We start from the raw sequence: 21,133 nt of genomic DNA on the forward strand, positions 1-21,133 counted from the left end.
TAGCTGGCGCCGGCTGGCCAAAGCCAATCCGCAAACATGAGCCAGATTCATGTAAAAGCGCAGCCCACTGCAAAAGCGTGCAGCTTTGTTATCATCGCGCATCTTTTTTTCACGCGTCCCAGGTAGTTATCTCCATGTCTCTGTCCGATCGCAGCGCCCGCCTTAACGCACTTCAGCAAGCCCTGAAGGAACGTATCCTGATCCTCGACGGCGGCATGGGCACCATGATCCAGAGCTACAAGCTGGAGGAAGAGGACTACCGAGGCGCGCGCTTCGCCGACTGGCCAAGCGACGTCAAGGGCAACAACGACCTGCTGATCTTGAGCCGTCCTGATGTGATCGGCGCCATCGAGAAGGCCTACCTGGATGCCGGCGCGGACATCCTCGAAACCAACACCTTCAACGCCACCCAGGTGTCCCAGGCCGACTACGGCATGGAAAGCCTGGTGTATGAGCTGAACGTCGAAGGCGCGCGCCTGGCCCGTAGCGTGGCCGATGCCAAGACACTTGAAACTCCGGATCGCCCGCGTTTCGTGGCTGGCGTGCTCGGTCCTACGAGTCGTACCTGCTCGATCTCCCCGGACGTGAACAACCCCGGCTACCGCAACGTCACCTTCGACGAGCTGGTGGAAAACTACGTGGAAGCCACCCGCGGCCTGATCGAAGGCGGCGCGGACATGATCCTGATCGAAACCATCTTCGACACCCTCAACGCCAAGGCGGCGATCTTCGCAGTGCAGGAAGTCTTTGAGCAGCAAGGTTTCGAGCTGCCAATTATGATCTCCGGCACCATCACCGACGCCTCCGGCCGCACCCTGTCCGGGCAGACCACCGAAGCCTTCTGGAACTCCGTGCGCCACGCCAACCCGATCTCCGTGGGTCTGAACTGCGCCCTCGGTGCCAAGGACCTGCGCCCGTACCTGGAAGAGCTGGCCGCCAAGGCGGAAACCAACGTCTCCGCGCACCCCAACGCCGGCCTGCCGAACGCCTTCGGTGAATACGATGAGACTCCGTCGGAAATGGCCGTGGTGGTTGAAGAGTTCGCCGCCTCGGGCTTTTTGAACATCGTCGGCGGCTGCTGCGGCACCACGCCCGCGCATATCCAGGCGATTGCCGAAGCGGTGAGCAAATACCCGCCGCGCGTGATTCCGGATATCCCCAAAGCCTGCCGCCTGTCGGGTCTTGAGCCCTTCACCATCGACCGCAACTCGCTGTTTATCAACGTCGGCGAGCGCACCAATATCACCGGCTCGGCCAAGTTCGCCCGGCTGATCCGTGAGGACAACTACACCGAAGCCCTCGAAGTCGCCCTGCAGCAGGTGGAAGCCGGCGCCCAGGTGATTGATATCAACATGGACGAGGGCATGCTCGATTCACAGAAGGCCATGGTCACCTTCTTGAATCTGATTGCCGGCGAGCCGGATATCTCGCGCGTGCCGATCATGATCGACTCCTCCAAATGGGAAGTGATCGAAGCCGGCCTCAAGTGCATCCAGGGCAAGGGCATCGTCAACTCGATTTCGATGAAGGAAGGCGTTGAGCAGTTCAAGCACCACGCCAAGCTGTGCAAGCGCTACGGCGCCGCCGTGGTGGTGATGGCTTTCGACGAAGCCGGCCAGGCCGACACCGCCGCGCGCAAGCGCGAGATCTGCCAGCGTAGCTACGACATTCTGGTCAACGAAGTGGGCTTCCCGCCGGAAGATATCATCTTCGACCCGAACATCTTCGCCGTGGCCACCGGCATCGAGGAACACAACAACTACGCGGTCGACTTTATCGAGGCCTGCGCCTATATCCGCGACCACCTGCCCCACGCCCTGTCGAGCGGCGGCGTGTCGAACGTGTCGTTCTCCTTCCGTGGTAACAACCCGGTGCGTGAAGCCATCCACTCGGTGTTCTTGTACTACGCGATCCAGAACGGCCTGACCATGGGCATCGTCAACGCCGGCCAGCTGGAAATCTACGACGAGATTCCCAAAGAGCTGCGTGATGCGGTGGAAGACGTGGTGCTTAACCGCCACGAAGGCGCCACCGAAGCGCTGCTGGCGATTGCCGACAACTACAAGGGCGACGGCAGCGTCAAGGAAGTCGAAACCGAAGAATGGCGTACCTGGAGCGTGGTCGACCGCCTCAAGCATGCGCTGGTCAAGGGCATCACCAGCCATATCATCGAAGACACCGAGGAATGCCGCCAGCAGTGCGCGCGCCCCATCGAAGTCATCGAAGGCCCGCTGATGGCTGGGATGAACGTGGTCGGCGACCTGTTCGGCGCCGGCAAGATGTTCCTGCCGCAGGTGGTGAAATCCGCCCGCGTAATGAAGCAGGCGGTCGGTCACCTGATCCCTTTTATCGAGCTGGAAAAAGGCGACAAGCCTGAAGCCAAGGGCAAGATCCTCATGGCTACGGTCAAGGGTGACGTGCACGATATCGGCAAGAATATCGTCGGCGTGGTGCTCGGCTGTAACGGCTACGACATCGTCGATCTGGGCGTGATGGTGCCAGCGGAGAAAATCCTGCAAACGGCGATTGCCGAGAAGTGCGACATCATCGGCCTGTCCGGCCTGATCACCCCGTCGCTGGACGAGATGGTGCATGTCGCCCGCGAAATGCAGCGCCAGGGCTTTAGCCTGCCGCTGATGATCGGTGGCGCGACCACCTCCAAAGCCCACACCGCGGTGAAGATCGAGCCCAAGTACCAGAACGATGCGGTGGTCTACGTCACCGACGCCTCGCGCGCGGTCGGCGTGGCCACTCAGCTGCTGTCCAAAGAGTTGAAAGCCGACTTTGTCGAGCGCACCCGCCTCGACTACATCGAAGTGCGCGAACGTACTGCCAACCGCAGCGCCCGCACCGAACGCCTGAGCTACGCCAAATCGGTGGAAAACAAACCCAAGTTCGACTGGGCGACGTATCAGCCCACCGTGCCGAGCTTTACTGGCGTGAAGGTGCTGGAAAATATCGACCTCAAGGTGCTGGCCGAATATATCGACTGGACGCCGTTCTTTATCTCCTGGGACCTGGCCGGCAAGTTCCCGCGCATCCTCACCGATGAAGTGGTCGGTGAAGCCGCCACGGCGCTGTATGCCGACGCCCAGGAAATGCTGAACAAGCTGATCGACGAGAAGCTGATCAGCGCCCGCGCCGTGTTCGGTTTCTGGCCGGCCAACCAGGTGCAGGACGACGATCTGGACGTCTACGGCGACGACGGCAAGCCCCTGGCCACCCTGCACCACCTGCGCCAGCAGACCATCAAACCGGACGGCAAGCCGAACTACTCCCTGGCCGACTTTGTTGCGCCGAAAGACAGCGGTATTACCGATTACGTCGGCGGTTTTATCACCACCGCCGGTATCGGCGCCGAAGAAGTGGCCAAGGCCTATCAGGACGCCGGCGACGACTACAACTCGATCATGGTCAAAGCCCTGGCCGACCGCCTGGCCGAAGCCTGCGCCGAATGGCTGCACCGCGAAGTGCGCACCAACTACTGGGGTTACGATCCAGAAGAAGCACTGAGCAATGACGAGCTGATCAAGGAAGCCTACAAAGGCATCCGCCCCGCTCCCGGCTACCCTGCCTGCCCTGACCACACCGAGAAGAAGACCCTGTTCACCCTGCTCGACCCAGCGGCCGAATTTAACAAGGCCGGCGCCAGCGGCGTGTTCCTCACCGAACACTACGCCATGTTCCCGGCGGCAGCGGTGTCCGGCTGGTACTTCGCCCACCCACAGGCGCAGTACTTCGCCGTCGGCAAGATCGACAAAGACCAGGTGGAAAGCTACACCGCGCGCAAAAAGCAGGACCTGAACGTCAGCGAACGCTGGCTGGCGCCGAACCTGGGCTACGACAACTAAGCAGCCCAAACCGCGAATAAAGCCCAATGACTGCCGAGCCTCGTGTTTTTACGAGTGCTCGGCAGTGCTACTGTGGCTTGCTGCGCCCCTGCACCAGGCCCATACGCGAACGGATGCGTGACAGCGCCACATTGGTGATGCCCAGGTAACTGGCCACATGCTGCAGCGCAATACGCGGCGCCAGGGCGGCGCGCTGCTGCAGGAACAAGCGGTAGCGTTCCCCCGCATCCAACAACAGCAGCTCGGCTTCCCGCTGGGTACTGCGCTCCAACACCGCACGAATGCCGTCGCTGAGAATTTCCTGTACCACCGGCAGTTCAGCCTGCCAACGGCGCAGCACCTCATAGCGCAACTCCAGCAGCACGGTCGGCTCCAGAGTCACGATGCCCACCGCACTGGTGACGGCGTAGGGCGGTGTGCCCCAACCGACCCAACTGCCCTCTTCATGGAAAGCCGCATTGCGCTCCAGCCCCTGTTCGGACAGGTGCACCACACGCAGCAGGCCGCTGACCACGAACCAGCAGCGGTCACTGAGTTGCCCCGGCCGTAGCACCGTCTGATTGGCCCCATAACTCTGGCGCGGCAGGCTCTGCCAGAGTTCGCTGAGTTGCGGGTACTGCTCGAGCATGCCGAGCAACTGCGGCGCACAGGCCAGGCAGTCATAGAGGGAATCTGAGGACATTGATAAACCGAGGTTAATGCGCAGCCGGTGGCGCAGGCATGAAGCTAGCACCACCTCGTTCTGGATGACACCTCACATGCACCCGCCCAAACAATCCGCCCCCTTAAATACCGACATGAAACCGCGACACAGCGGCCTGAACTGGGCCCACCTCGGCGCCCTGCTACTGATCGCGACCTGGGCAACGCTGGGGCTTTACGCGGACTGGAGCAGCTTCGTGCTGCTGGGCGGCGGCCTGCTTCTGGTGCTGCTCTGGTTCGCCCTGTGGGAATGGCGCTGGCCGCACCGCACGGACTGGCAAGCCCGGCCCGCCGACCGCAAGCGTGATGGGCTATTTATGCTGGCGCTGTTAGCCACCGATGCCCTGGCCGATACGTTGATACGCAGCCTCGTGATGCTATTTAACGCCGACGCCCAGGGTCTCGCCACGGGGCTGCCACTGTGGCTAGCGGTACCCGCGGCGGCGCTGCTGGGGGAGTTTGGCGACTACTGGCTGCATCGCTACAAGCATCGTGGTGGCTGGTTGTGGCGCGTGCATTTCGTGCATCACCGCCCCAGCGCCCTGAACGTCAGCAACAACTTCACCACACACCCTCTGGACCTGCTGCTGCGCAAGTCGGTGCATATGCTGCCGCTCTGGTTGCTGGGCTTCGAGCCCATGGCCATCGCCCTGGCGGCGCTATTCTCGCAGACCCAGTCGTTCGCTACTCACGCCAACAGCCGCGGCACCCTGGGCTGGTTGAACTATCTGATTGGCAGTGCCGAACTGCACCGCTGGCATCACAGCGTGAATATCGCCGAGGCGCAAAATTTCGGCACCGCGCTACCGCTCTGGGACCAACTGTTCGGCACCTTTCGCTGGCGCGGCGGCGAGCCTGTCGCGCTGGGTGTAAAGGCCAGCGCCCAGCAGCCTGATGAGCACGATATTCGCGGCCTGCTCAGCTACCCGTTCGGACGTTCGCGTCCGGCCAAGAGTCCTGCTCATGCAGAGCGGGCTGCGCAGCGGTAGAAGGACGGGGACAGCGACGCTTAAGCGTCCCACCAAGGCTTCAGCTCAGGCGCGAAGTCGACTTGCGGATGATCTTGATCGAATGCTTGAGCGTCGGCTTGCGCGTAACGCTGATGGCCTTGCGGCTCACCGTGTCGATGGTGATATTCCAGAAACCGCTGCTAGGTACGGTGATCTTCGCCGGAAAGGTATCGAACGCGCCGCCGTGGTAGGTGTGTCGGCCGCCATTCTTGAAGCTGCGGAAGTTCGCATCGCTCATCAGGCGGATATTGCAGGTCTGCGAGCACTCGATGACGACCACGTCGTCTTCGTTGAGGTGTTCACGCTGGTGTATGAATTTCATGCTGTGTCCCCACACATTTTTCCGGGGCGCGACCATAGCACAGGCGCACGTCGGCACGCTGATGGATCGCCATGCTAACCTTAGCCGACCGGCGGTAGCTAAGCCGGTAATCTCCTCATTATCAATCACGCCCGGACAAGGATGCTCCCATGCCCCGTCGGCTCTTGCTGCTTCTCCCTCTGCTTATCCCTCTATTTATTAGCGGTTGCAGTACACCCAGTCACTTCGAGGCTGTGCAGCCGTCAAGCCCGCAGCAGGCGGTGCTCTACCTGTATCGCCCGGAAGCCAGCAACCCAGGACTGATGCAACCGCTGCGCTACGACTACCCGGAAGTATTTATCGACGGCCAGAGCATTGGCACGCTGAAATTCAACAGCCATCGGCATGTAGAGCTAGCACCAGGCAAGCACAGCGTACGCATAACCGGGCTGAGCCCAGCAGCCAAGTGGGAACCCCGCGATATAGAGCAATCACTCACTCTTAAACCGGCACAAATTACCTACCTGAAGCTGAATGTGCAGTACCAGCTGGATGAAATGGTCCTGGGCCAACCCGGGCCCCGCTATAACATCCGCCTGACGCCGATGCGCAGCGAAGACGCCGTCTACGAAATTCGCCACACCAAGCCGCAATAGCCTGAGGAGAACCTGCATGCTCACCATCAAAGATTTGGGACTTCTACTGCTCAGCGCGTCACTACTCAGCGCCTGCAGCAGCCAGGGGCAGAACGAAGCGCTGACGAGCGAAGCCCGCACCGGCCAGGTCACTCAGAAAGGCGTACCGGGTGGCGTGGCCACTCAAGTCGAAGAGATCAACGCCGTGGTCAGCGCTATCAACTACGCCACCAGCAGCGTCACCCTGGAGGATGCGCAGGGCCATCAGCGCAGCTTCACCGCCAGCCCGGAAATGATCAACTTCCCGCAGTTGAAAGTCGGCGACAAGGTCAATGCCACCGTTGTTTTAGAACAAGTGGTGTATTTGCGTGAGCCAGGCGAGTCCAGTGCAGACAGCGCCGCTGCCGTGGTCGCCACAGCGCCTGCTGGTACTAAGCCAGGCATGCTGGTTGCCGATAGCGTCGAGATCACCGCAGTGGTCAAGGCCATCGATACCACCCTGCAAACCGCCACCCTTGAGTTCACTGACGGCACCCGCAAGACGGTACAAGTCCGACCAGACGTGCAGCTCAAAACCGAACACCTCAATCGCCAGGTGGTCATTCGCCTGAGTTCGGCGCTCGCTCTGCGCGTACAAGCCCAGTAAGCCACACCGCTCGCGGACTCAGGTCCGCCGAGCCGGTCACGCTTCGCCGCCCAAGCGCACAGTGGTAGCATGCGCGCCCCATGCATATTCACGACTTTCACCAACGCCTCACCGATCTCGGTGCCAAGCCCATGCACATCGGTCGGATTACCCGTGCCTGGCTGCGTGGCATGCCGCTGGATACCGGCACGCGTAATCAGAAGACCGAGAATTTTCTGCCGCTGGCAGTACGTAATGCCCTGCCCGAGATAAGCAGCGAGCTCGATGCGCTGGCCCGCCTGAGTTCCGAGCACCCGGCCAGCGATGGCTCGGCGCGCTTGCTGGTGGAGCTGGCCGACAAGCAGATGGTGGAAAGCGTGCTGCTGCCGCGCGATGGTCTCTGTGTGTCCAGTCAGGTTGGTTGCGCGGTGGGCTGTGTGTTCTGCATGACCGGCAAGAGCGGCCTGCTGCGTCAGCTGAGCACCGCTGAGATCGTTGCCCAGGTAGCCCTGGCGCGGCGCTTCCGAGCGGTGAAGAAAGTAGTCTTCATGGGCATGGGCGAGCCGGCGCATAACCTCGATAACGTGCTCGAAGCGATCAACCTGCTCGGCACCGAGGGCGGTATAGGCCAGCGCAACCTGGTGTTCTCCACCGTCGGCGATCCGCGGGTGTTCGAGCGTTTGCCACAGCAGCAGATCAAGCCGGCCCTGGCCCTGTCGCTGCATACAACCGATGCCGAACTGCGCCAGACGCTGCTGCCGCGCGCGCCACGCATCGATCCTGAAGAGCTGGTCGAGCTGGGCGAAACCTACGCGCGGCAGATCGATTACCCGATCCAGTATCAGTGGACGCTGCTCAAGGGCATCAACGACAGCCAGGAAGAAATGGACGGCATCCTGCGCCTGCTCAAGGGCAAGTACGCGATCATGAACCTGATCCCCTACAACAGCCTGGAAGCCGATGAATTCCAGCGCCCTGATGGCGACCGCATCGTACAGATCGTGCGTTACCTGCACAGCCGCGGCGTGCTGACCAAGGTGCGCAACTCGGCGGGCCAGGACATTGATGGCGGCTGCGGGCAACTGCGCGCACGGGCGACCGAGGTGCTGGATCGGCGCAAAAGCCGCGCATAGTGATGACTGCACTGTTGGCGTCGCGGCTAAAGCCCCACCCACACAAAGTAAGCGCCATAAAAAATGCCCGCAGATCGCGGGCATTTTTGTTTAGCCATCTACTTAGTAGTAGGCGTTTTCCTTGTTGGTGTGGTCAGTCACATCACGCACGCCTTTAAGCTCGGGAATGCGCTCAAGCAGGGTTTTCTCGATGCCTTCCTTGAGCGTCAGGTCAACCTGGCCGCAGCCCTGGCAGCCGCCGCCGAACTTCAATACGGCGATGCCGTCGTCGACCACGTCGATCAGGCTGACTTCGCCGCCGTGGCTGGCCAGGCCAGGGTTGATCTCAGTCTGCAGGTAGTAGCTGATGCGCTCGTTGATCGGGCTGTCTTCATTGACCATCGGCACTTTGGCGTTCGGCGCCTTGATGGTCAGCTGGCCGCCCATGCGGTCGGTGGCGTAGTCGACCACGGCGTCTTCCAGAAACGGCTCGCTGACAGCATCGATCCAGGCGGTGAAGCTGGCCAGGCCCAGTGCGGTGTCTTCGGCCTTCTGCTCGCCTGGCTTGCAGTAGGCAATGCAGGTTTCGGCGTACTGGGTGCCCGGCTGGGTGATAAATACGCGGATGCCGATGCCCGGGGTGCTCTGCTTGCTCAGCAGGTCAGCCAGATAATCGTGGGCAGCGTCGGTAATGGTAATGGTGCTCATGGCAACTCCTCGCAAACATGCGCGCAGTGTACGCCACTCGCCAGCGCCGGCAAAGTCCTAGTGTTTTAGTAGGAATAACACTTATTCGCTAAACGCCAGCCCTCGCCGACTATGCGCAGAGGAACTGCGCAATCGCATCGGCCGCCGTTTGCATATGCTGCTGATGGCTGAAGCCTGAGCTTTTCAGCGGCTTTAGGTCATGGTCACCCGCCGTCAGCCAGTGCAGCTTGATCGACTCAGACAGTGCGTAACCCGCCACCGCCTGCCTATCCCCCAAGGCGTCGCGCTCCCCCTGGATAATCAGCGTTGGCGTGCGCAGCTCGGCCAGGTGCACGACCCGTGGCTTTTCCGGCTTGCCGACGGCGTAGAAGGGATAACCCAGGCACACCAGCGCATCGGCGCCCAATTCATCGGCCAATAGACTGGCCATGCGCCCGCCCATGGACTTGCCGCCGATGGCCAACGGCCCTGCGACCTGTTGGCGCACCTGCGCATAGACCTCGCGCCACTGTTCAAGCAGTTTGGCCTGGGGGTTGGGTGGGCGTTTTTTGCCGTCCAGACGACGCGCGGCCATATAGGCGAACTCGAAGCGCAGTACGGCAATCCCACGCGCGGCAAGGCTTTGCGCCATGGTTTGCATGAACTCGCTGTCCATCGGCGCACCGGCGCCGTGGGCCAGAATCAAGGTAGCGCGCGCCTCGCCAAGCGGGCGATCCCACAACCAACTGCCATCACCCTGCCACTGCGCGCATTGATCCCCGTCAATACCCGCCTCACGCCCTTTGCTCATGCTTGCCTCGCTTAAAAACCATTCGGACTGCGACGCTGATCGTACAGGTGCGCAGCCATGGATTTTCGATGATCGGTCTATAACCGTGGATGGAAGCCCCTGAAATGAACATAACCAGGAACACAGCAACCAGTTCCGCCTACAACTACAAGGTGGTTCGCCAATTCGCCATCATGACGGTGGTGTGGGGCATTGTCGGGATGGGGCTCGGCGTGTTTATCGCCGCGCAACTGGCCTGGCCCGAGCTCAACTTCAACCTGCCGTGGACCAGCTTCGGCCGTCTGCGCCCGCTACACACCAACGCGGTGATCTTCGCCTTCGGTGGCTGCGCGCTGTTCGCCACCAGCTATTACGCGGTGCAACGCACCTCGCAAGCCACCCTGTTCGCGCCCAAGCTCGCGGCCTTCACCTTCTGGGGCTGGCAACTGGTGATCGTCCTGGCGGCTATCAGTTTGCCCATGGGCTGGACCAGCTCCAAGGAATACGCCGAGCTGGAATGGCCGATCGACATTCTGATCACCATTGTCTGGGTCAGCTACGCCATCGTGTTTTTCGGCACGGTGATCAAGCGTAACGTCAGCCATATCTACGTGGGCAACTGGTTCTTCGGTGGATTTATCCTCACCGTGGCGCTGCTGCACCTGGTCAACAACCTGGAAGTGCCGGTCACCCTGACCAAGTCCTACTCGGCCTATGCCGGGGCAACGGACGCGATGATCCAGTGGTGGTACGGCCACAACGCCGTGGGCTTTTTCCTCACTGCGGGCTTTCTGGGGATGATGTATTACTTCGTGCCCAAGCAGGCAGGTCGCCCGGTCTACTCCTACCGGTTGTCCATCGTGCACTTCTGGGCGCTGATCGCCGTGTACATCTGGGCGGGCCCGCACCACTTGCACTACACCGCGCTGCCGGATTGGGCGCAGAGCCTGGGCATGGTGATGTCGCTGATTCTGCTGGCGCCAAGCTGGGGCGGCATGATCAACGGCATGATGACCCTCTCCGGGGCCTGGCATAAGCTGCGCACCGATCCGATCCTACGTTTCCTAGTGGTGTCCCTGGCGTTCTACGGCATGTCGACCTTCGAAGGTCCGATGATGGCGATCAAGACCGTCAACGCCCTGTCCCACTACACCGACTGGACCATCGGCCACGTGCATGCCGGCGCGCTCGGCTGGGTTGCCATGGTGTCCATCGGCTCGCTCTATCACATGCTGCCGAAAGTCTTCGGCCGCGACGAAATGCACAGCATCGCCCTGATCAACGTGCACTTCTGGCTCGCCACCATCGGCACCGTGCTCTACATCGCCTCGATGTGGGTCAACGGCATCGCCCAGGGCCTGATGTGGCGCGCAGTCAACGAAGACGGCACGCTCACCTACTCCTTCGTCGAAGCGCTGGAAGCCAGCCACCCCGGCTTTGTGGTGCGGGTAATCGGCGGCGCGATCTTCTTCGCCGGCATGCTGGTGATGGCCTGGAACGTCTGGCAGACCGTGCGTCACACCAAGGCTGCTGAGATGGACGCCGCCGCGCAGTTTTCGCTTGAGGGAGCCCACTGATGAGACACGAAATACTCGAGAAGAACATCGGCCTGATGGCGCTAATGATGGTGCTGGCCGTGAGCATCGGCGGCCTGACGCAGATCGTCCCGCTGTTCTTTCAGGACGTTACCAATGAGCCGGTGGCCGGCCTCAAGCCCTACACCGCGCTGCAACTGGAAGGCCGTGACATCTATATCCGTGAAGGCTGCGTCGGCTGCCATTCGCAGATGATCCGCCCGTTCCGCGCCGAAACCGAGCGCTACGGCCACTATTCGGTGGCCGGAGAAAGCGTATACGACCACCCCTTCCTCTGGGGCTCCAAGCGCACCGGGCCGGACCTGGCCCGCGTCGGCGGCCGCTACTCGGATGAATGGCACCGCGCGCACCTGTACAACCCGCGCAACGTGGTGCCGGAGTCGAAGATGCCGGCCTATCCGTGGCTGGTGGAAAGCACCCTGGATGGCCAGGACACCGCCAAGAAGATGCAGGCCCTGCGCTTTCTCGGCGTGCCGTACAGCGAGGAAGACATCGCCGGCGCCTCCGCTGCCGTCAAAGGCAAGAGCGAGATGGATGCCATGGTCGCCTACCTGCAAGTGCTCGGCATTGCCGTGAAGAACAAGAGGTAGAGCCATGTCATTCGAATTTATTGATACCGGCACCCTGCGCGGCATTGGTACGGCACTGGTTCTGCTGTCCTTTGTCTGCGTCACCCTGTGGGCTTACAGCGGCAAGCGCCGCACGGCGTTCGATGAGGCCGCCCTTCTGCCATTTGCCGATGAACCCAAGCTGGCTGCACCGAGGAGCAACACCCCATGAGCACGTTCTGGAGCTGGTACATCACAGTGCTGACCGTCGGCACCCTGCTCGCCCTGTTCTGGCTGATTTTCGCCACCCGTAAAAGCGAAGTGCACAAGAACCCAACCGAGCAGACCATGGGTCATTCCTTCGACGGCATCGAGGAATATGACAACCCGCTGCCCAAGTGGTGGTTCATGCTGTTTATCGGCACCATCGTCTTCTCGATTGGCTACCTGGCGCTGTACCCCGGCCTGGGCAACTGGAAAGGCGTACTGCCGGGCTATGAAGACGGCTGGACCCAGGTCAAGCAATGGCAGCGTGAAGTAGACAAGGCGGACGAGCTGTATGGGCCGATCTTCGCCAAATACGCGGCCATGCCCCTGGAAGAAGTCGCCAAAGACGAGCAGGCGCTGAAAATGGGCGGACGCATGTTTGCCACCTACTGCTCGGTCTGCCACGGCTCCGACGCCAAGGGCGCAGTGGGCTTCCCTAACCTCACCGACAACCACTGGCGCTGGGGCGGCGAGCCTAATGTGATCAAGACCAGCATCCTCAATGGTCGCATGGGCGCCATGCCGGCCTGGGCGGCGATCATTGGTGAAGACGGAGTGCAACAGGTCGCAGCCTTCGTGCGCAAGGATCTGGCCGGGCTGCCACTGCCCGCCGACAAGAGCGTCGATCTGGAAAAAGGCGCCGCCATTTATGCCACCAACTGCCTAGCCTGCCACGGCGCAGAAGGCAAAGGTATGGCCATGCTCGGCGCGCCCGACCTGACCAGCCCCGCTGGCTGGATCTACGGCAGCAGCCTGGTGCAGTTGCAGCAGACCATCCGCCACGGCCGCAACGGCCAAATGCCGGCGCAAGAGCAGTATCTGGGCAACGACAAGGTGCATCTGCTGGCCGCTTATGTCCTGAGCCTGAGCCAGAAACAACAGAACGCCGCCGCACAGTAATCGCTAGAAACGCAGCAACCGGCTGGCGACCCCAGGTCGCCAGCCACTCAAGCAAGCCTCTTCCGCGCCCGGACAGCCGTCCGAGCCATGCGACCCAAGGTCGCACCCTTCCGACCAAGTGCATGCGCGACCTTTGACTTGAGCTAATCTTGTCGACAGTCGCCACCTGTCATAACTCCAAGGCGATTCCCATCTTTGCGCTACGCCTATTAAAGGCGTTTTATGCTCGCGGTAATGCCCTGCATAAGCGGCCATGCATGCTTGCCAACAGCCCTGAAAGCCTTATTGCGCCGGCTTGTGTCGTTGCAATGAGCACATGCTTTCTACATACTTGCCGCCGATTTTTGCCCCTAAAAAATCCATTAACCGTGGAACCCATAATGAGCACAGCAATCAGTCCGACTGCTTATAACTACAAGGTGGTTCGCCAGTTCGCCGTAATGACGGTGATTTGGGGAGTCATTGGCATGAGCCTGGGTGTTTTCATCGCCGCGCAACTGGTGTGGCCTGAACTCAACCTGGGCATGGAATGGACGAGCTTCGGCCGTCTGCGGCCGCTACACACCAACGCGGTGATCTTCGCCTTCGGCGGCTGCGCGCTGATGGCAACCTCGTTCTATGTGGTGCAACGCACCAGCCAGGTACGCCTGATCTCCGATGGCCTTGCCGCCTTCGTATTCTGGGGTTGGCAAGCCGTGATCGTCGCTGCGGTGATCACCCTGCCAATGGGTTTCACCGGTTCCAAGGAATACGCTGAGCTGGAGTGGCCAATCGATATCCTCCTGGGTATCGTCTGGGTCGCCTATGCAGTGGTGTTCTTCGGCACTATCGTCAAGCGCCAGACCAAGCACATCTATGTCGGCAACTGGTTCTACGGTGCCTTCATTCTGGTTACCGCGATGCTGCACATCGTCAACAGCGCGGCCGTTCCGGTCAGCCTGTTCAAGTCCTACTCGGCCTACGCCGGTGCGACTGACGCGATGATCCAGTGGTGGTACGGCCACAACGCCGTGGGCTTCTTCCTGACCACCGGCTTCCTGGGGATGATGTACTACTTCGTACCCAAGCAGGCCGAGCGTCCGATCTACTCCTACCGGCTGTCCATCGTGCACTTCTGGGCGCTGATCACCCTGTACATCTGGGCCGGTCCGCACCACCTGCACTACACCGCCCTGCCGGATTGGGCGCAGTCCCTCGGTATGGCGATGTCGATCATCCTCCTGGCACCAAGCTGGGGCGGCATGATCAACGGCATGATGAGCCTATCGGGCGCCTGGCATAAGCTGCGCACCGACCCAATCCTGCGTTTCCTGGTCGTCTCCCTGGCGTTCTACGGCATGTCGACCTTCGAAGGTCCGATGATGGCGATCAAGACCGTCAACGCCCTGTCCCACTACACCGACTGGACCATCGGCCACGTACACGCCGGCGCGCTCGGCTGGGTAGCGATGATCTCCATCGGCGCGCTGTACCACCTGCTGCCAAAAGTCTTTGGTCGCCCACAGATGCACAGCGTTGGCCTGATCAACGCGCACTTCTGGCTGGCCACTATCGGTACCGTGCTGTACATCGCCTCGATGTGGGTCAACGGCATCACCCAGGGCCTGATGTGGCGTGCAGTCAACGAAGACGGCACCCTCACCTACTCCTTCGTTGAAGCGCTGGAAGCCAGCCACCCGGGTTACGTGGTGCGCATGATTGGTGGCGCCTTCTTCGTCGCCGGCATGCTGCTGATGGCTTACAACACCTACCGCACCGTGCGTGCCGCCAAGGCTTCGGAATACGAAGCGGCTGCACAGATTCCAGTCGGAGTAGCGCACTGATGAAACACGAAATCATTGAGAAGAATATTGGCCTGATGGCGCTGCTGATGGTTCTGGCCGTCAGCATCGGCGGCCTGACTCAAATCGTGCCGCTGTTTTTCCAGGACGTTACCAACGAGCCGGTGGAAGGCCTCAAGCCTTACACCGCGCTGGAACTGGAAGGCCGCGATGTGTACATCGCCAACGGCTGTGTCGGCTGCCACTCGCAGATGATTCGTCCGTTCCGCGCCGAAACCGAACGTTACGGCCACTACTCGGTAGCCGGTGAAAGCGTCTGGGACCACCCGTTCCTGTGGGGTTCCAAGCGTACCGGTCCGGACCTGGCCCGCGTCGGCGGTCGTTACTCGGATGAATGGCAACGTGCGCACCTGTACAACCCGCGCAACGTGGTGCCTGAGTCGAAGATGCCGGCATACCCCTGGCTGGTTGAGCACAAGCTCGACGGCAAGGACACCGCCAAGAAGATGGAAGTCATGCGTGGCTTTGGCATCCCCTACACCGATGAAGACATCGCCGGGGCCAAGGACGCAGTAAAAGGCAAGACCGAAATGGACGCGATCGTTGCGTACCTGCAGGTTCTCGGCACATCCATCAAGAACAAACGGTAACGCACATGGATATCGGGATGATTCGCGGCATAGGCACAGCAGTGGTGTTCATCGCCTTTATTGGCGTGGTGCTCTGGGCCTACAGCAGCAAGCGTAAATCCAGCTTCGACGAGGCCGCCAACCTGCCCTTCGCCGATGATCCCAAACCCACTGAGCGTGACGAGCAATCTTCCAGGAGCAATAACCAATGACCACGTTCTGGAGTTGGTACGTAACCATTCTGTCTCTGGGCACCATCTTTGCCCTGACCTGGCTGATCTTCGGCACCCGTAAGGGCCAGCGCGAAGAAACCACCGAAGAAACCGTCGGCCATTCCTTCGACGGTATCGAAGAGTTCGACAACCCGCTGCCCAAGTGGTGGTTTATGTTGTTTGTCGGCACCATCATCTTCGCCCTTGGCTACCTGGTGCTCTACCCGGGCCTGGGTAACTGGAAAGGTCTGCTGCCAGGCTACGACTACCTCGACACCGAGGCCAAAACCCCCTTCGCCACTAATATCGAAATCGCTGGTGGCGTAGAGCGCAATGCGGGCTGGACCGGCGTGCACCAGTGGGAAAAGGAAATGGCTAAAGCTGAAGGCCAATACGGCCCGATCTTCGCCAAATATGCTGCCATGCCAATCGAACAAGTGGCCCAGGACGAGCAAGCGTTGAAAATGGGCGGCCGCCTGTTTGCTTCCAACTGCTCGGTCTGCCACGGCTCCGACGCCAAAGGCGCATATGGTTTCCCGAACCTGACCGACAACGACTGGCTGCATGGCGGCGAACCGGAAACCATCAAAACCACCATCATGGCTGGCCGCCAGGGCGTAATGCCTGCGCAGCTGCCGGTGATCGGTGAGGAAGGTATCCGTAACGTGGCTGGCTACATCCGCAGCCTGTCCGGTTTGAAAAACCCGGAAGGTATCGAGGTTGACCTTGCCGCAGGTCAAGACATCTTCGCGACTACTTGTGCAGTCTGTCATGGCGCTGAAGGTAAGGGCCAACAGGCCATGGGCGCACCCAACCTGACTGACAAAACCTGGCTCTACGGCTCCAGCTTTGCTCAGGTACAACAAACTTTGCGCTATGGCCGTAACGGCAAGATGCCAGCCCAGGCTGACTTCCTGGGCAACGATAAGGTGCATCTGCTGGCGGCTTACGTGTACAGCCTGTCGCAAGAAAAAATCGAGAAGTGATTCTCCGGCCTGACAGGCGCGACCGCAGGTCGCACCTGTCAGGCAATCGTCAGGCGTACCATAGCGCAAGAGCCCGTATGACCCCGGCCGGCACGTATCGACCAGGGCAGCCAATCAACCGCCGTGGTACGAACTGATGAGTGCACAGATTCCAGTTAAAGACGTCACCCCTGCCCCGGCCAAGGTCGAAGTTGTTGACCTGTACGCCAACCGCGAAAAAATCTACACCCGCTCCTTCACCGGCATCTTCCGCAACTTGCGCATGCTCGGTGGCGCAGCCCTCTTTCTGTTGTACTTCGGCACCGTATGGTTGACCTGGAATGGCCGTCAGGCCGTCTGGTGGAACCTGCCGGAGCGCAAGTTCTACATCTTCGGCTCCACCTACTGGCCGCAGGATTTCGTCCTGCTCTCGGCGCTGTTGATCATCGCCGCCTTCGGCCTGTTCTTTATCACCGTGTTCGCCGGCCGCGTGTGGTGTGGCTACACCTGCCCGCAGAGCGTATTCACCTGGGTATTTATGTGGGCGGAAAAGGTCACCGAAGGTGATCGCAACCAGCGCATGAAGCTCGACAAGAGCCCGATGACCACGCAGAAATTCCTGCGCAAGCTGGCCAAGCACGGCATCTGGGTCGGTGTATCGCTGGTCACCGCGATAACTTTCGTCGGCTACTTCACGCCGATTCGCGAACTGATCCCCGAGCTGTTCACCCTGCAAGCCGGCGGTTGGGCGCTGTTCTGGGTCGGCTTCTTTACCCTCGCCACCTACGGCAACGCCGGCTACCTGCGCGAGCAGGTGTGCATCTACATGTGCCCCTATGCGCGCTTCCAGAGTGTGATGTTCGACCAGGACACCCTGATCGTTTCCTACGACCCACGCCGCGGCGAACACCGTGGCCCGCGTAAGCGCGATGCGGACTACAAGGCCGAAGGCCTGGGTGACTGCATCGACTGCAAGATGTGCGTGCACGTCTGCCCTACCGGCATCGACATCCGCGACGGTCTGCAGATCGAATGCATCGGCTGCGCCGCCTGCGTCGATGCCTGCGACAGCATCATGGAGAAGATGAACTACCCGAAAGGGCTGATCAGCTACACCACCGAACACAACCTTTCCGGACAAAAGACCCACCTGGTGCGGCCGCGCCTGATCGGTTACGCCATCGCCCTGCTAGCGATGTTCTGCGTGTTCGCCTGGGCCATCGCCGACCGGTCGCTGGTGGAGCTGGATGTGCTCAAGGACCGCGTGCTCTACCGCGAGAATGAAGAAGGCCGGATCGAGAACGTCTACACCCTGAAGATCATGAACAAGGCCCAGCACGAGGTTACTTACCTGATCGAAGCTGACGGCCTCGACGGCCTGGTGTACGAAGGCAAGCGCGAGATCAAGGCAATCGCTGGCGAGGTACTGTCACTGCCTGTCGAGCTGTCGATCGACCCGGAAAAACTGCCTTCGAGCACCAATGAAATTACCTTCCGCCTGCACTCGGCGGATGACCTAAGCATCAAAACCGACGCAGCCAGCCGCTTTATCGGCCCCAGCGTGCGCTGAACAGAGAAGACCATGACAGAGCAAAGCCCCGAGATCATCAAGCCCTGGTACAAGCAATTCTGGCCCTGGTTCCTGATTGGCCTGCTGGCCTATTCAGTGGTCCAGGGGCTAACTCTGCTGACCATCGCCACGAAGAACCCACCGGGGCTGATCTCCGATGACTATTACGACGTCGGCAAAGGCATCAACCAGTCCCTGGAGCGAGAAAATCACGCCATTCGCCTCAAGCTGCACGCCAGCCTGCTGCTCAACGATGACAACGGCACCGCCACCTTGCAGCTGAACGGCAACAGCCGTCCGCAGCAGCTGGTGCTTAACCTGATCTCGCCGACCCAACCCGAGCGCGATCGCCGGGTGATCCTGCAACCACAGGCCGATGGCAGCTACAGCGGGCAGATGATCGACGCGGTCAAGGGCCGCCGTTTTGTCGAGCTGATCGGCCAGGAAGGCGGCAAGGACTGGCGCCTGTTTGAAGAAGAAAACGTGCAAAGCGGGCAGAAAATCCTCCTCGGGGATGCTCAATAAGCGCACCGATGGCCAGCCCGACTCTTTGCTACCACTGTGGCCTGCCGGTACCCGCCGGCAGCCGTTTCCAGGCCCAGGTACTGGGCGCAACCCGCGAGATGTGCTGCCCGGGCTGTCAGGCAGTGGCCGAAGCTATTGTCGGCGGCGGCCTGGAACACTATTACAAACACCGCAGCGAAAGCGCCGCCAATCCGCAAAGCCTGCCTCAGGCGTTACCGGATGAATTGGCGCTGTATGACCGCCGCGACGTGCAACAACCCTTTGTCGAGCACGATGGCGAACTCAGCGAAACCTGCCTGCTGATCGAAGGGATCAGTTGCGCCGCTTGTGGCTGGCTGATCGAGAAACACCTGCGCAGCCTGCCGGGTGTTAGCGAAGCGCGGCTCAACTTATCCAACCACCGATTGCAGGTGCGCTGGGCCGACAGTCAACTGCCGCTCAGCAGCCTGCTCAAAACGCTGCGCAAGATCGGCTACGCCGCTCACCCCTGGCATGCCGATGCCGCCGCTGAACAGCTGCAGCGCGAGAACCGCCGCGCCATGCGTGAACTGGGCGTGGCCGGCATGCTGTGGATGCAGGTGATGATGGCAACCATGGCCACCTGGCCGGAATTCAACATCGACCTCAGCCCCGAGCTGGACAAGATCCTGCGTTGGGTCAGCCTGTTTCTCACCACGCCGATAGTCTTCTACTGCTGCGGGCAATTCTTCAGGGGGGCGCTGCGTGACTTACGCACCCGCCACCTGACCATGGATGTGTCGGTATCCCTGGCGATTGGCGGTGCATATATCGCCGGTATCTGGTCAACGGTGACGGGCCAGGGTGAACTGTATTTCGACGCAGTGGGCATGTTCGCCCTATTCCTCCTGGCAGGCCGCTACCTGGAACGCCGCGCCCGTGAGCGCACAGCAGCCGCCACCGCTCAGCTGGTCAACCTGCTGCCAGCCTCCTGCCTGCGCTTGGACGCCGAAGGCCAGAGCCAGCGAATTCTGCTGAGCGAGCTCCACGTCGGCGATCAGGTGCTGGTCCCCCCCGGCGCCCTGCTGCCCGCTGATGGGCGCATTATTCAGGGCCAGTCGAGCGTGGATGAATCGTTGCTGACCGGTGAATACCTGCCGCAACCGCGTAACACGGGCGACAGCGTCACGGCGGGCACCCTTAACGTCGAAGGCCCGCTGCAGATTGAAGTGCAGGCGCTTGGTGATGCTACGCGCCTGTCGGCTATCGTCCGCCTGCTGGAGCGCGCGCAGAGCGACAAACCACGCCTAGCGGTATTGGCCGACAATGTTGCGCAGTGGTTCCTGCTGATCGTTCTGGTGGTAGCCGCCATCGTCGGTCTGGTTTGGTGGCAACTCGACCCGTCACGCGCGTTCTGGATCGTGCTTTCCTTGCTGGTCGCCACCTGCCCTTGCGCGCTCGCCCTGGCCACGCCAACAGCACTAACCGCCGCCACGGGTTCTCTGCACAAACTGGGCATGCTGCTGACCCGCGGCCATGTACTCGAAGGGCTCAATCAGATTGACACCCTGGTGCTGGACAAGACCGGCACCCTCACCGAAGGTCGCCTGACCCTTGGTGCCATTCACCCTCTACGCGAACTGGATGCTGACAGCTGCCTCGCATTGGCCGCCGCGCTGGAAAACCGCTCTGAACATCCAATCGCCCGCGCCTTCGGCCAGGCACCAGAAGCCGCCGAAGCAGTCGACAGCCATCCGGGCCTGGGCCTGCAAGGACGGGTTGGCAACCGAGTACTGCGTATTGGCGAAGCCAGTTTCGTCTGTGCGTTGAGTGCTCAGCCCGTGCCAGAGATTGCCAGTGAGCATGGCCAGTGGCTGCTGCTGGGTGATGAGCAAGGGCCGTTGGCCTGGTTTGTATTGAATGACCGCCTGCGCGAAGATGCGCCGCAACTGATCGACATGGCCATAACCAAGGGCTGGCAGATCATGCTGCTGTCCGGCGACAGCTCGCCCATGGTCGGCGAAGTGGCACGCCAGCTGGGTATCACAGATGCCCGTGGTGGTCTCACGCCAGATGCCAAGCTGGAGGTATTGAAGCAGCTGCACAGCCAAGGCCGTCGGGTACTGATGCTGGGTGACGGGGTTAACGATGTGCCCGTGTTAGCCGCCGCCGACATCAGCGTAGCCATGGGCAGCGCCACCGACCTGGCCAAAACCAGCGCTGATGCCGTGCTCCTATCCAACCGTCTGAGCAGCCTGGTGCAAGCTCTACACATGGCGCAACGAACCCGCCACATCATCATCGAGAACCTTGCCTGGGCCAGCCTGTACAATGGCCTGGTACTGCCCTTCGCCGCCCTTGGCTGGATCACTCCGATCTGGGCCGCGCTGGGTATGTCAGTCAGCTCACTGGTGGTGGTGGTCAACGCGCTGCGTCTGACTCGCCTGTCCCGGCAGTAAGCTGTCAAACA

Annotated in this window: 20 protein-coding genes; 16 read left to right on the forward strand and 4 right to left on the reverse strand. The window is 61.0% G+C overall.

Going from position 1 to position 21,133, the window contains the following annotated elements:
* Positions 1-128: 128 nt before the first annotated feature.
* Positions 129-3,851: a methionine synthase gene (metH, locus tag ACQ4LH_RS17135; protein ID WP_430698362.1), complete on the forward strand. Its 3,723-nt coding sequence runs from the start codon at positions 129-131 to the stop codon at positions 3,849-3,851.
* Positions 3,852-3,918: 67 nt separating this feature from the next.
* On the opposite strand, the gene ACQ4LH_RS17140 is transcribed toward metH, so the two are convergent.
* On the reverse strand, positions 3,919-4,533 hold the full coding sequence (locus ACQ4LH_RS17140; protein ID WP_430698327.1) for a Crp/Fnr family transcriptional regulator: 615 nt from the start codon (positions 4,531-4,533) through the stop codon (positions 3,919-3,921).
* Positions 4,534-4,648: 115 nt separating this feature from the next.
* Between ACQ4LH_RS17140 and ACQ4LH_RS17145 the strand changes: the two genes are divergently transcribed.
* The gene (locus tag ACQ4LH_RS17145) at positions 4,649-5,542 is read left to right on the forward strand and encodes a sterol desaturase family protein (protein WP_430698328.1); all 894 of its coding nucleotides are present in this window, start codon (positions 4,649-4,651) and stop codon (positions 5,540-5,542) included.
* Positions 5,543-5,582: 40 nt separating this feature from the next.
* Here the strand turns inward: ACQ4LH_RS17145 and ACQ4LH_RS17150 are convergent, their stop codons facing one another.
* Complete coding sequence (locus ACQ4LH_RS17150) at positions 5,583-5,885, reverse strand: DUF1883 domain-containing protein (protein WP_411185349.1); 303 nt, start codon at positions 5,883-5,885, stop codon at positions 5,583-5,585.
* Positions 5,886-6,034: 149 nt separating this feature from the next.
* On the opposite strand from ACQ4LH_RS17150, the gene ACQ4LH_RS17155 reads away from it, so the two are divergent.
* The 3 genes from ACQ4LH_RS17155 to ACQ4LH_RS17165 all read left to right on the forward strand — a co-directional run bounded on the left by ACQ4LH_RS17155 (position 6,035) and on the right by ACQ4LH_RS17165 (position 8,257).
* Positions 6,035-6,520: a hypothetical protein gene (locus ACQ4LH_RS17155; protein ID WP_430698329.1), complete on the forward strand. Its 486-nt coding sequence runs from the start codon at positions 6,035-6,037 to the stop codon at positions 6,518-6,520.
* A gap of 16 nt (positions 6,521-6,536) precedes the next feature.
* Entirely contained in the window at positions 6,537-7,145 is a 609-nt protein-coding gene (locus ACQ4LH_RS17160) for a hypothetical protein (protein ID WP_430698330.1), read from the forward strand.
* 80 nt (positions 7,146-7,225) lie between these two features.
* Entirely contained in the window at positions 7,226-8,257 is a 1,032-nt protein-coding gene (locus ACQ4LH_RS17165; protein ID WP_430698331.1) for an RNA methyltransferase, read from the forward strand.
* A gap of 102 nt (positions 8,258-8,359) precedes the next feature.
* On the opposite strand, the gene nfuA is transcribed toward ACQ4LH_RS17165, so the two are convergent.
* The gene (nfuA, locus tag ACQ4LH_RS17170) at positions 8,360-8,944 is read right to left on the reverse strand and encodes a Fe-S biogenesis protein NfuA (protein WP_304866329.1); all 585 of its coding nucleotides are present in this window, start codon (positions 8,942-8,944) and stop codon (positions 8,360-8,362) included.
* 109 nt (positions 8,945-9,053) lie between these two features.
* A complete protein-coding gene (locus tag ACQ4LH_RS17175; protein ID WP_430698332.1) occupies positions 9,054-9,734 on the reverse strand; it encodes an alpha/beta family hydrolase in 681 nt (226 codons plus the stop codon).
* A 104-nt stretch (positions 9,735-9,838) separates the two neighbouring features.
* Between ACQ4LH_RS17175 and ccoN (ACQ4LH_RS17180) the strand changes: the two genes are divergently transcribed.
* The 11 genes from ccoN (ACQ4LH_RS17180) to ACQ4LH_RS17230 all read left to right on the forward strand — a co-directional run bounded on the left by ccoN (ACQ4LH_RS17180) (position 9,839) and on the right by ACQ4LH_RS17230 (position 21,122).
* The gene (gene ccoN, locus ACQ4LH_RS17180) at positions 9,839-11,290 is read left to right on the forward strand and encodes a cytochrome-c oxidase, cbb3-type subunit I (RefSeq protein ID WP_430698333.1); all 1,452 of its coding nucleotides are present in this window, start codon (positions 9,839-9,841) and stop codon (positions 11,288-11,290) included.
* A complete protein-coding gene (gene ccoO, locus ACQ4LH_RS17185; RefSeq protein WP_339414385.1) occupies positions 11,290-11,898 on the forward strand; it encodes a cytochrome-c oxidase, cbb3-type subunit II in 609 nt (202 codons plus the stop codon). Before ccoN (ACQ4LH_RS17180) ends, ccoO (ACQ4LH_RS17185) begins: the two co-directional genes overlap by 1 nt.
* Positions 11,899-11,902: 4 nt before the next feature.
* Complete coding sequence (locus tag ACQ4LH_RS17190; RefSeq protein WP_430698334.1) at positions 11,903-12,088, forward strand: cbb3-type cytochrome oxidase subunit 3; 186 nt, start codon at positions 11,903-11,905, stop codon at positions 12,086-12,088.
* On the forward strand, positions 12,085-13,023 hold the full coding sequence (gene ccoP, locus ACQ4LH_RS17195; protein ID WP_430698335.1) for a cytochrome-c oxidase, cbb3-type subunit III: 939 nt from the start codon (positions 12,085-12,087) through the stop codon (positions 13,021-13,023). The genes ACQ4LH_RS17190 and ccoP (ACQ4LH_RS17195) overlap by 4 nt, the downstream gene beginning before the upstream one ends.
* 380 nt (positions 13,024-13,403) lie before the next feature.
* Positions 13,404-14,846: a cytochrome-c oxidase, cbb3-type subunit I gene (gene ccoN, locus ACQ4LH_RS17200; protein ID WP_430698336.1), complete on the forward strand. Its 1,443-nt coding sequence runs from the start codon at positions 13,404-13,406 to the stop codon at positions 14,844-14,846.
* A complete protein-coding gene (gene ccoO, locus ACQ4LH_RS17205) occupies positions 14,846-15,454 on the forward strand; it encodes a cytochrome-c oxidase, cbb3-type subunit II (RefSeq protein ID WP_305589994.1) in 609 nt (202 codons plus the stop codon). Before ccoN (ACQ4LH_RS17200) ends, ccoO (ACQ4LH_RS17205) begins: the two co-directional genes overlap by 1 nt.
* Before the next feature lie 5 nt (positions 15,455-15,459).
* On the forward strand, positions 15,460-15,645 hold the full coding sequence (locus ACQ4LH_RS17210; protein WP_305589992.1) for a cbb3-type cytochrome oxidase subunit 3: 186 nt from the start codon (positions 15,460-15,462) through the stop codon (positions 15,643-15,645).
* A complete protein-coding gene (gene ccoP / locus ACQ4LH_RS17215) occupies positions 15,642-16,631 on the forward strand; it encodes a cytochrome-c oxidase, cbb3-type subunit III (protein ID WP_430698337.1) in 990 nt (329 codons plus the stop codon). Before ACQ4LH_RS17210 ends, ccoP (ACQ4LH_RS17215) begins: the two co-directional genes overlap by 4 nt.
* 136 nt (positions 16,632-16,767) lie before the next feature.
* Positions 16,768-18,180: a cytochrome c oxidase accessory protein CcoG gene (ccoG, locus tag ACQ4LH_RS17220; RefSeq protein WP_430698338.1), complete on the forward strand. Its 1,413-nt coding sequence runs from the start codon at positions 16,768-16,770 to the stop codon at positions 18,178-18,180.
* Positions 18,181-18,192: 12 nt separating this feature from the next.
* The gene (locus ACQ4LH_RS17225) at positions 18,193-18,705 is read left to right on the forward strand and encodes a FixH family protein (RefSeq protein WP_430698339.1); all 513 of its coding nucleotides are present in this window, start codon (positions 18,193-18,195) and stop codon (positions 18,703-18,705) included.
* An 8-nt stretch (positions 18,706-18,713) separates the two neighbouring features.
* On the forward strand, positions 18,714-21,122 hold the full coding sequence (locus tag ACQ4LH_RS17230; protein ID WP_430698340.1) for a heavy metal translocating P-type ATPase: 2,409 nt from the start codon (positions 18,714-18,716) through the stop codon (positions 21,120-21,122).
* The last annotated feature ends 11 nt before the right edge of the window (positions 21,123-21,133 follow it).

Origin of the sequence: Pseudomonas peli, from assembly GCF_050563605.1 — a bacterium.
GTDB lineage: Bacteria > Pseudomonadota > Gammaproteobacteria > Pseudomonadales > Pseudomonadaceae > Aquipseudomonas > Aquipseudomonas peli_A.

What these genes read in the sequence shown, in the direction of transcription:
- ACQ4LH_RS17140 (WP_430698327.1), bottom strand. Translation starts at nt 4,533, where the DNA reads ATGTCCTCAGATTCCCTCTATGACTGCCTGGCCTGTGCGCCGCAGTTG.
- ACQ4LH_RS17145 (WP_430698328.1), top strand. Translation starts at nt 4,649, where the DNA reads ATGAAACCGCGACACAGCGGCCTGAACTGGGCCCACCTCGGCGCCCTG.
- ACQ4LH_RS17150 (WP_411185349.1), bottom strand. Translation starts at nt 5,885, where the DNA reads ATGAAATTCATACACCAGCGTGAACACCTCAACGAAGACGACGTGGTC.
- ACQ4LH_RS17155 (WP_430698329.1), top strand. Translation starts at nt 6,035, where the DNA reads ATGCCCCGTCGGCTCTTGCTGCTTCTCCCTCTGCTTATCCCTCTATTT.
- ACQ4LH_RS17160 (WP_430698330.1), top strand. Translation starts at nt 6,537, where the DNA reads ATGCTCACCATCAAAGATTTGGGACTTCTACTGCTCAGCGCGTCACTA.
- ACQ4LH_RS17165 (WP_430698331.1), top strand. Translation starts at nt 7,226, where the DNA reads ATGCATATTCACGACTTTCACCAACGCCTCACCGATCTCGGTGCCAAG.
- nfuA (WP_304866329.1), bottom strand. Translation starts at nt 8,944, where the DNA reads ATGAGCACCATTACCATTACCGACGCTGCCCACGATTATCTGGCTGAC.
- ACQ4LH_RS17175 (WP_430698332.1), bottom strand. Translation starts at nt 9,734, where the DNA reads ATGAGCAAAGGGCGTGAGGCGGGTATTGACGGGGATCAATGCGCGCAG.
- ccoN (WP_430698333.1), top strand. Translation starts at nt 9,839, where the DNA reads ATGAACATAACCAGGAACACAGCAACCAGTTCCGCCTACAACTACAAG.
- ccoO (WP_339414385.1), top strand. Translation starts at nt 11,290, where the DNA reads ATGAGACACGAAATACTCGAGAAGAACATCGGCCTGATGGCGCTAATG.
- ACQ4LH_RS17190 (WP_430698334.1), top strand. Translation starts at nt 11,903, where the DNA reads ATGTCATTCGAATTTATTGATACCGGCACCCTGCGCGGCATTGGTACG.
- ccoP (WP_430698335.1), top strand. Translation starts at nt 12,085, where the DNA reads ATGAGCACGTTCTGGAGCTGGTACATCACAGTGCTGACCGTCGGCACC.
- ccoN (WP_430698336.1), top strand. Translation starts at nt 13,404, where the DNA reads ATGAGCACAGCAATCAGTCCGACTGCTTATAACTACAAGGTGGTTCGC.
- ccoO (WP_305589994.1), top strand. Translation starts at nt 14,846, where the DNA reads ATGAAACACGAAATCATTGAGAAGAATATTGGCCTGATGGCGCTGCTG.
- ACQ4LH_RS17210 (WP_305589992.1), top strand. Translation starts at nt 15,460, where the DNA reads ATGGATATCGGGATGATTCGCGGCATAGGCACAGCAGTGGTGTTCATC.
- ccoP (WP_430698337.1), top strand. Translation starts at nt 15,642, where the DNA reads ATGACCACGTTCTGGAGTTGGTACGTAACCATTCTGTCTCTGGGCACC.
- ccoG (WP_430698338.1), top strand. Translation starts at nt 16,768, where the DNA reads ATGAGTGCACAGATTCCAGTTAAAGACGTCACCCCTGCCCCGGCCAAG.
- ACQ4LH_RS17225 (WP_430698339.1), top strand. Translation starts at nt 18,193, where the DNA reads ATGACAGAGCAAAGCCCCGAGATCATCAAGCCCTGGTACAAGCAATTC.
- ACQ4LH_RS17230 (WP_430698340.1), top strand. Translation starts at nt 18,714, where the DNA reads ATGGCCAGCCCGACTCTTTGCTACCACTGTGGCCTGCCGGTACCCGCC.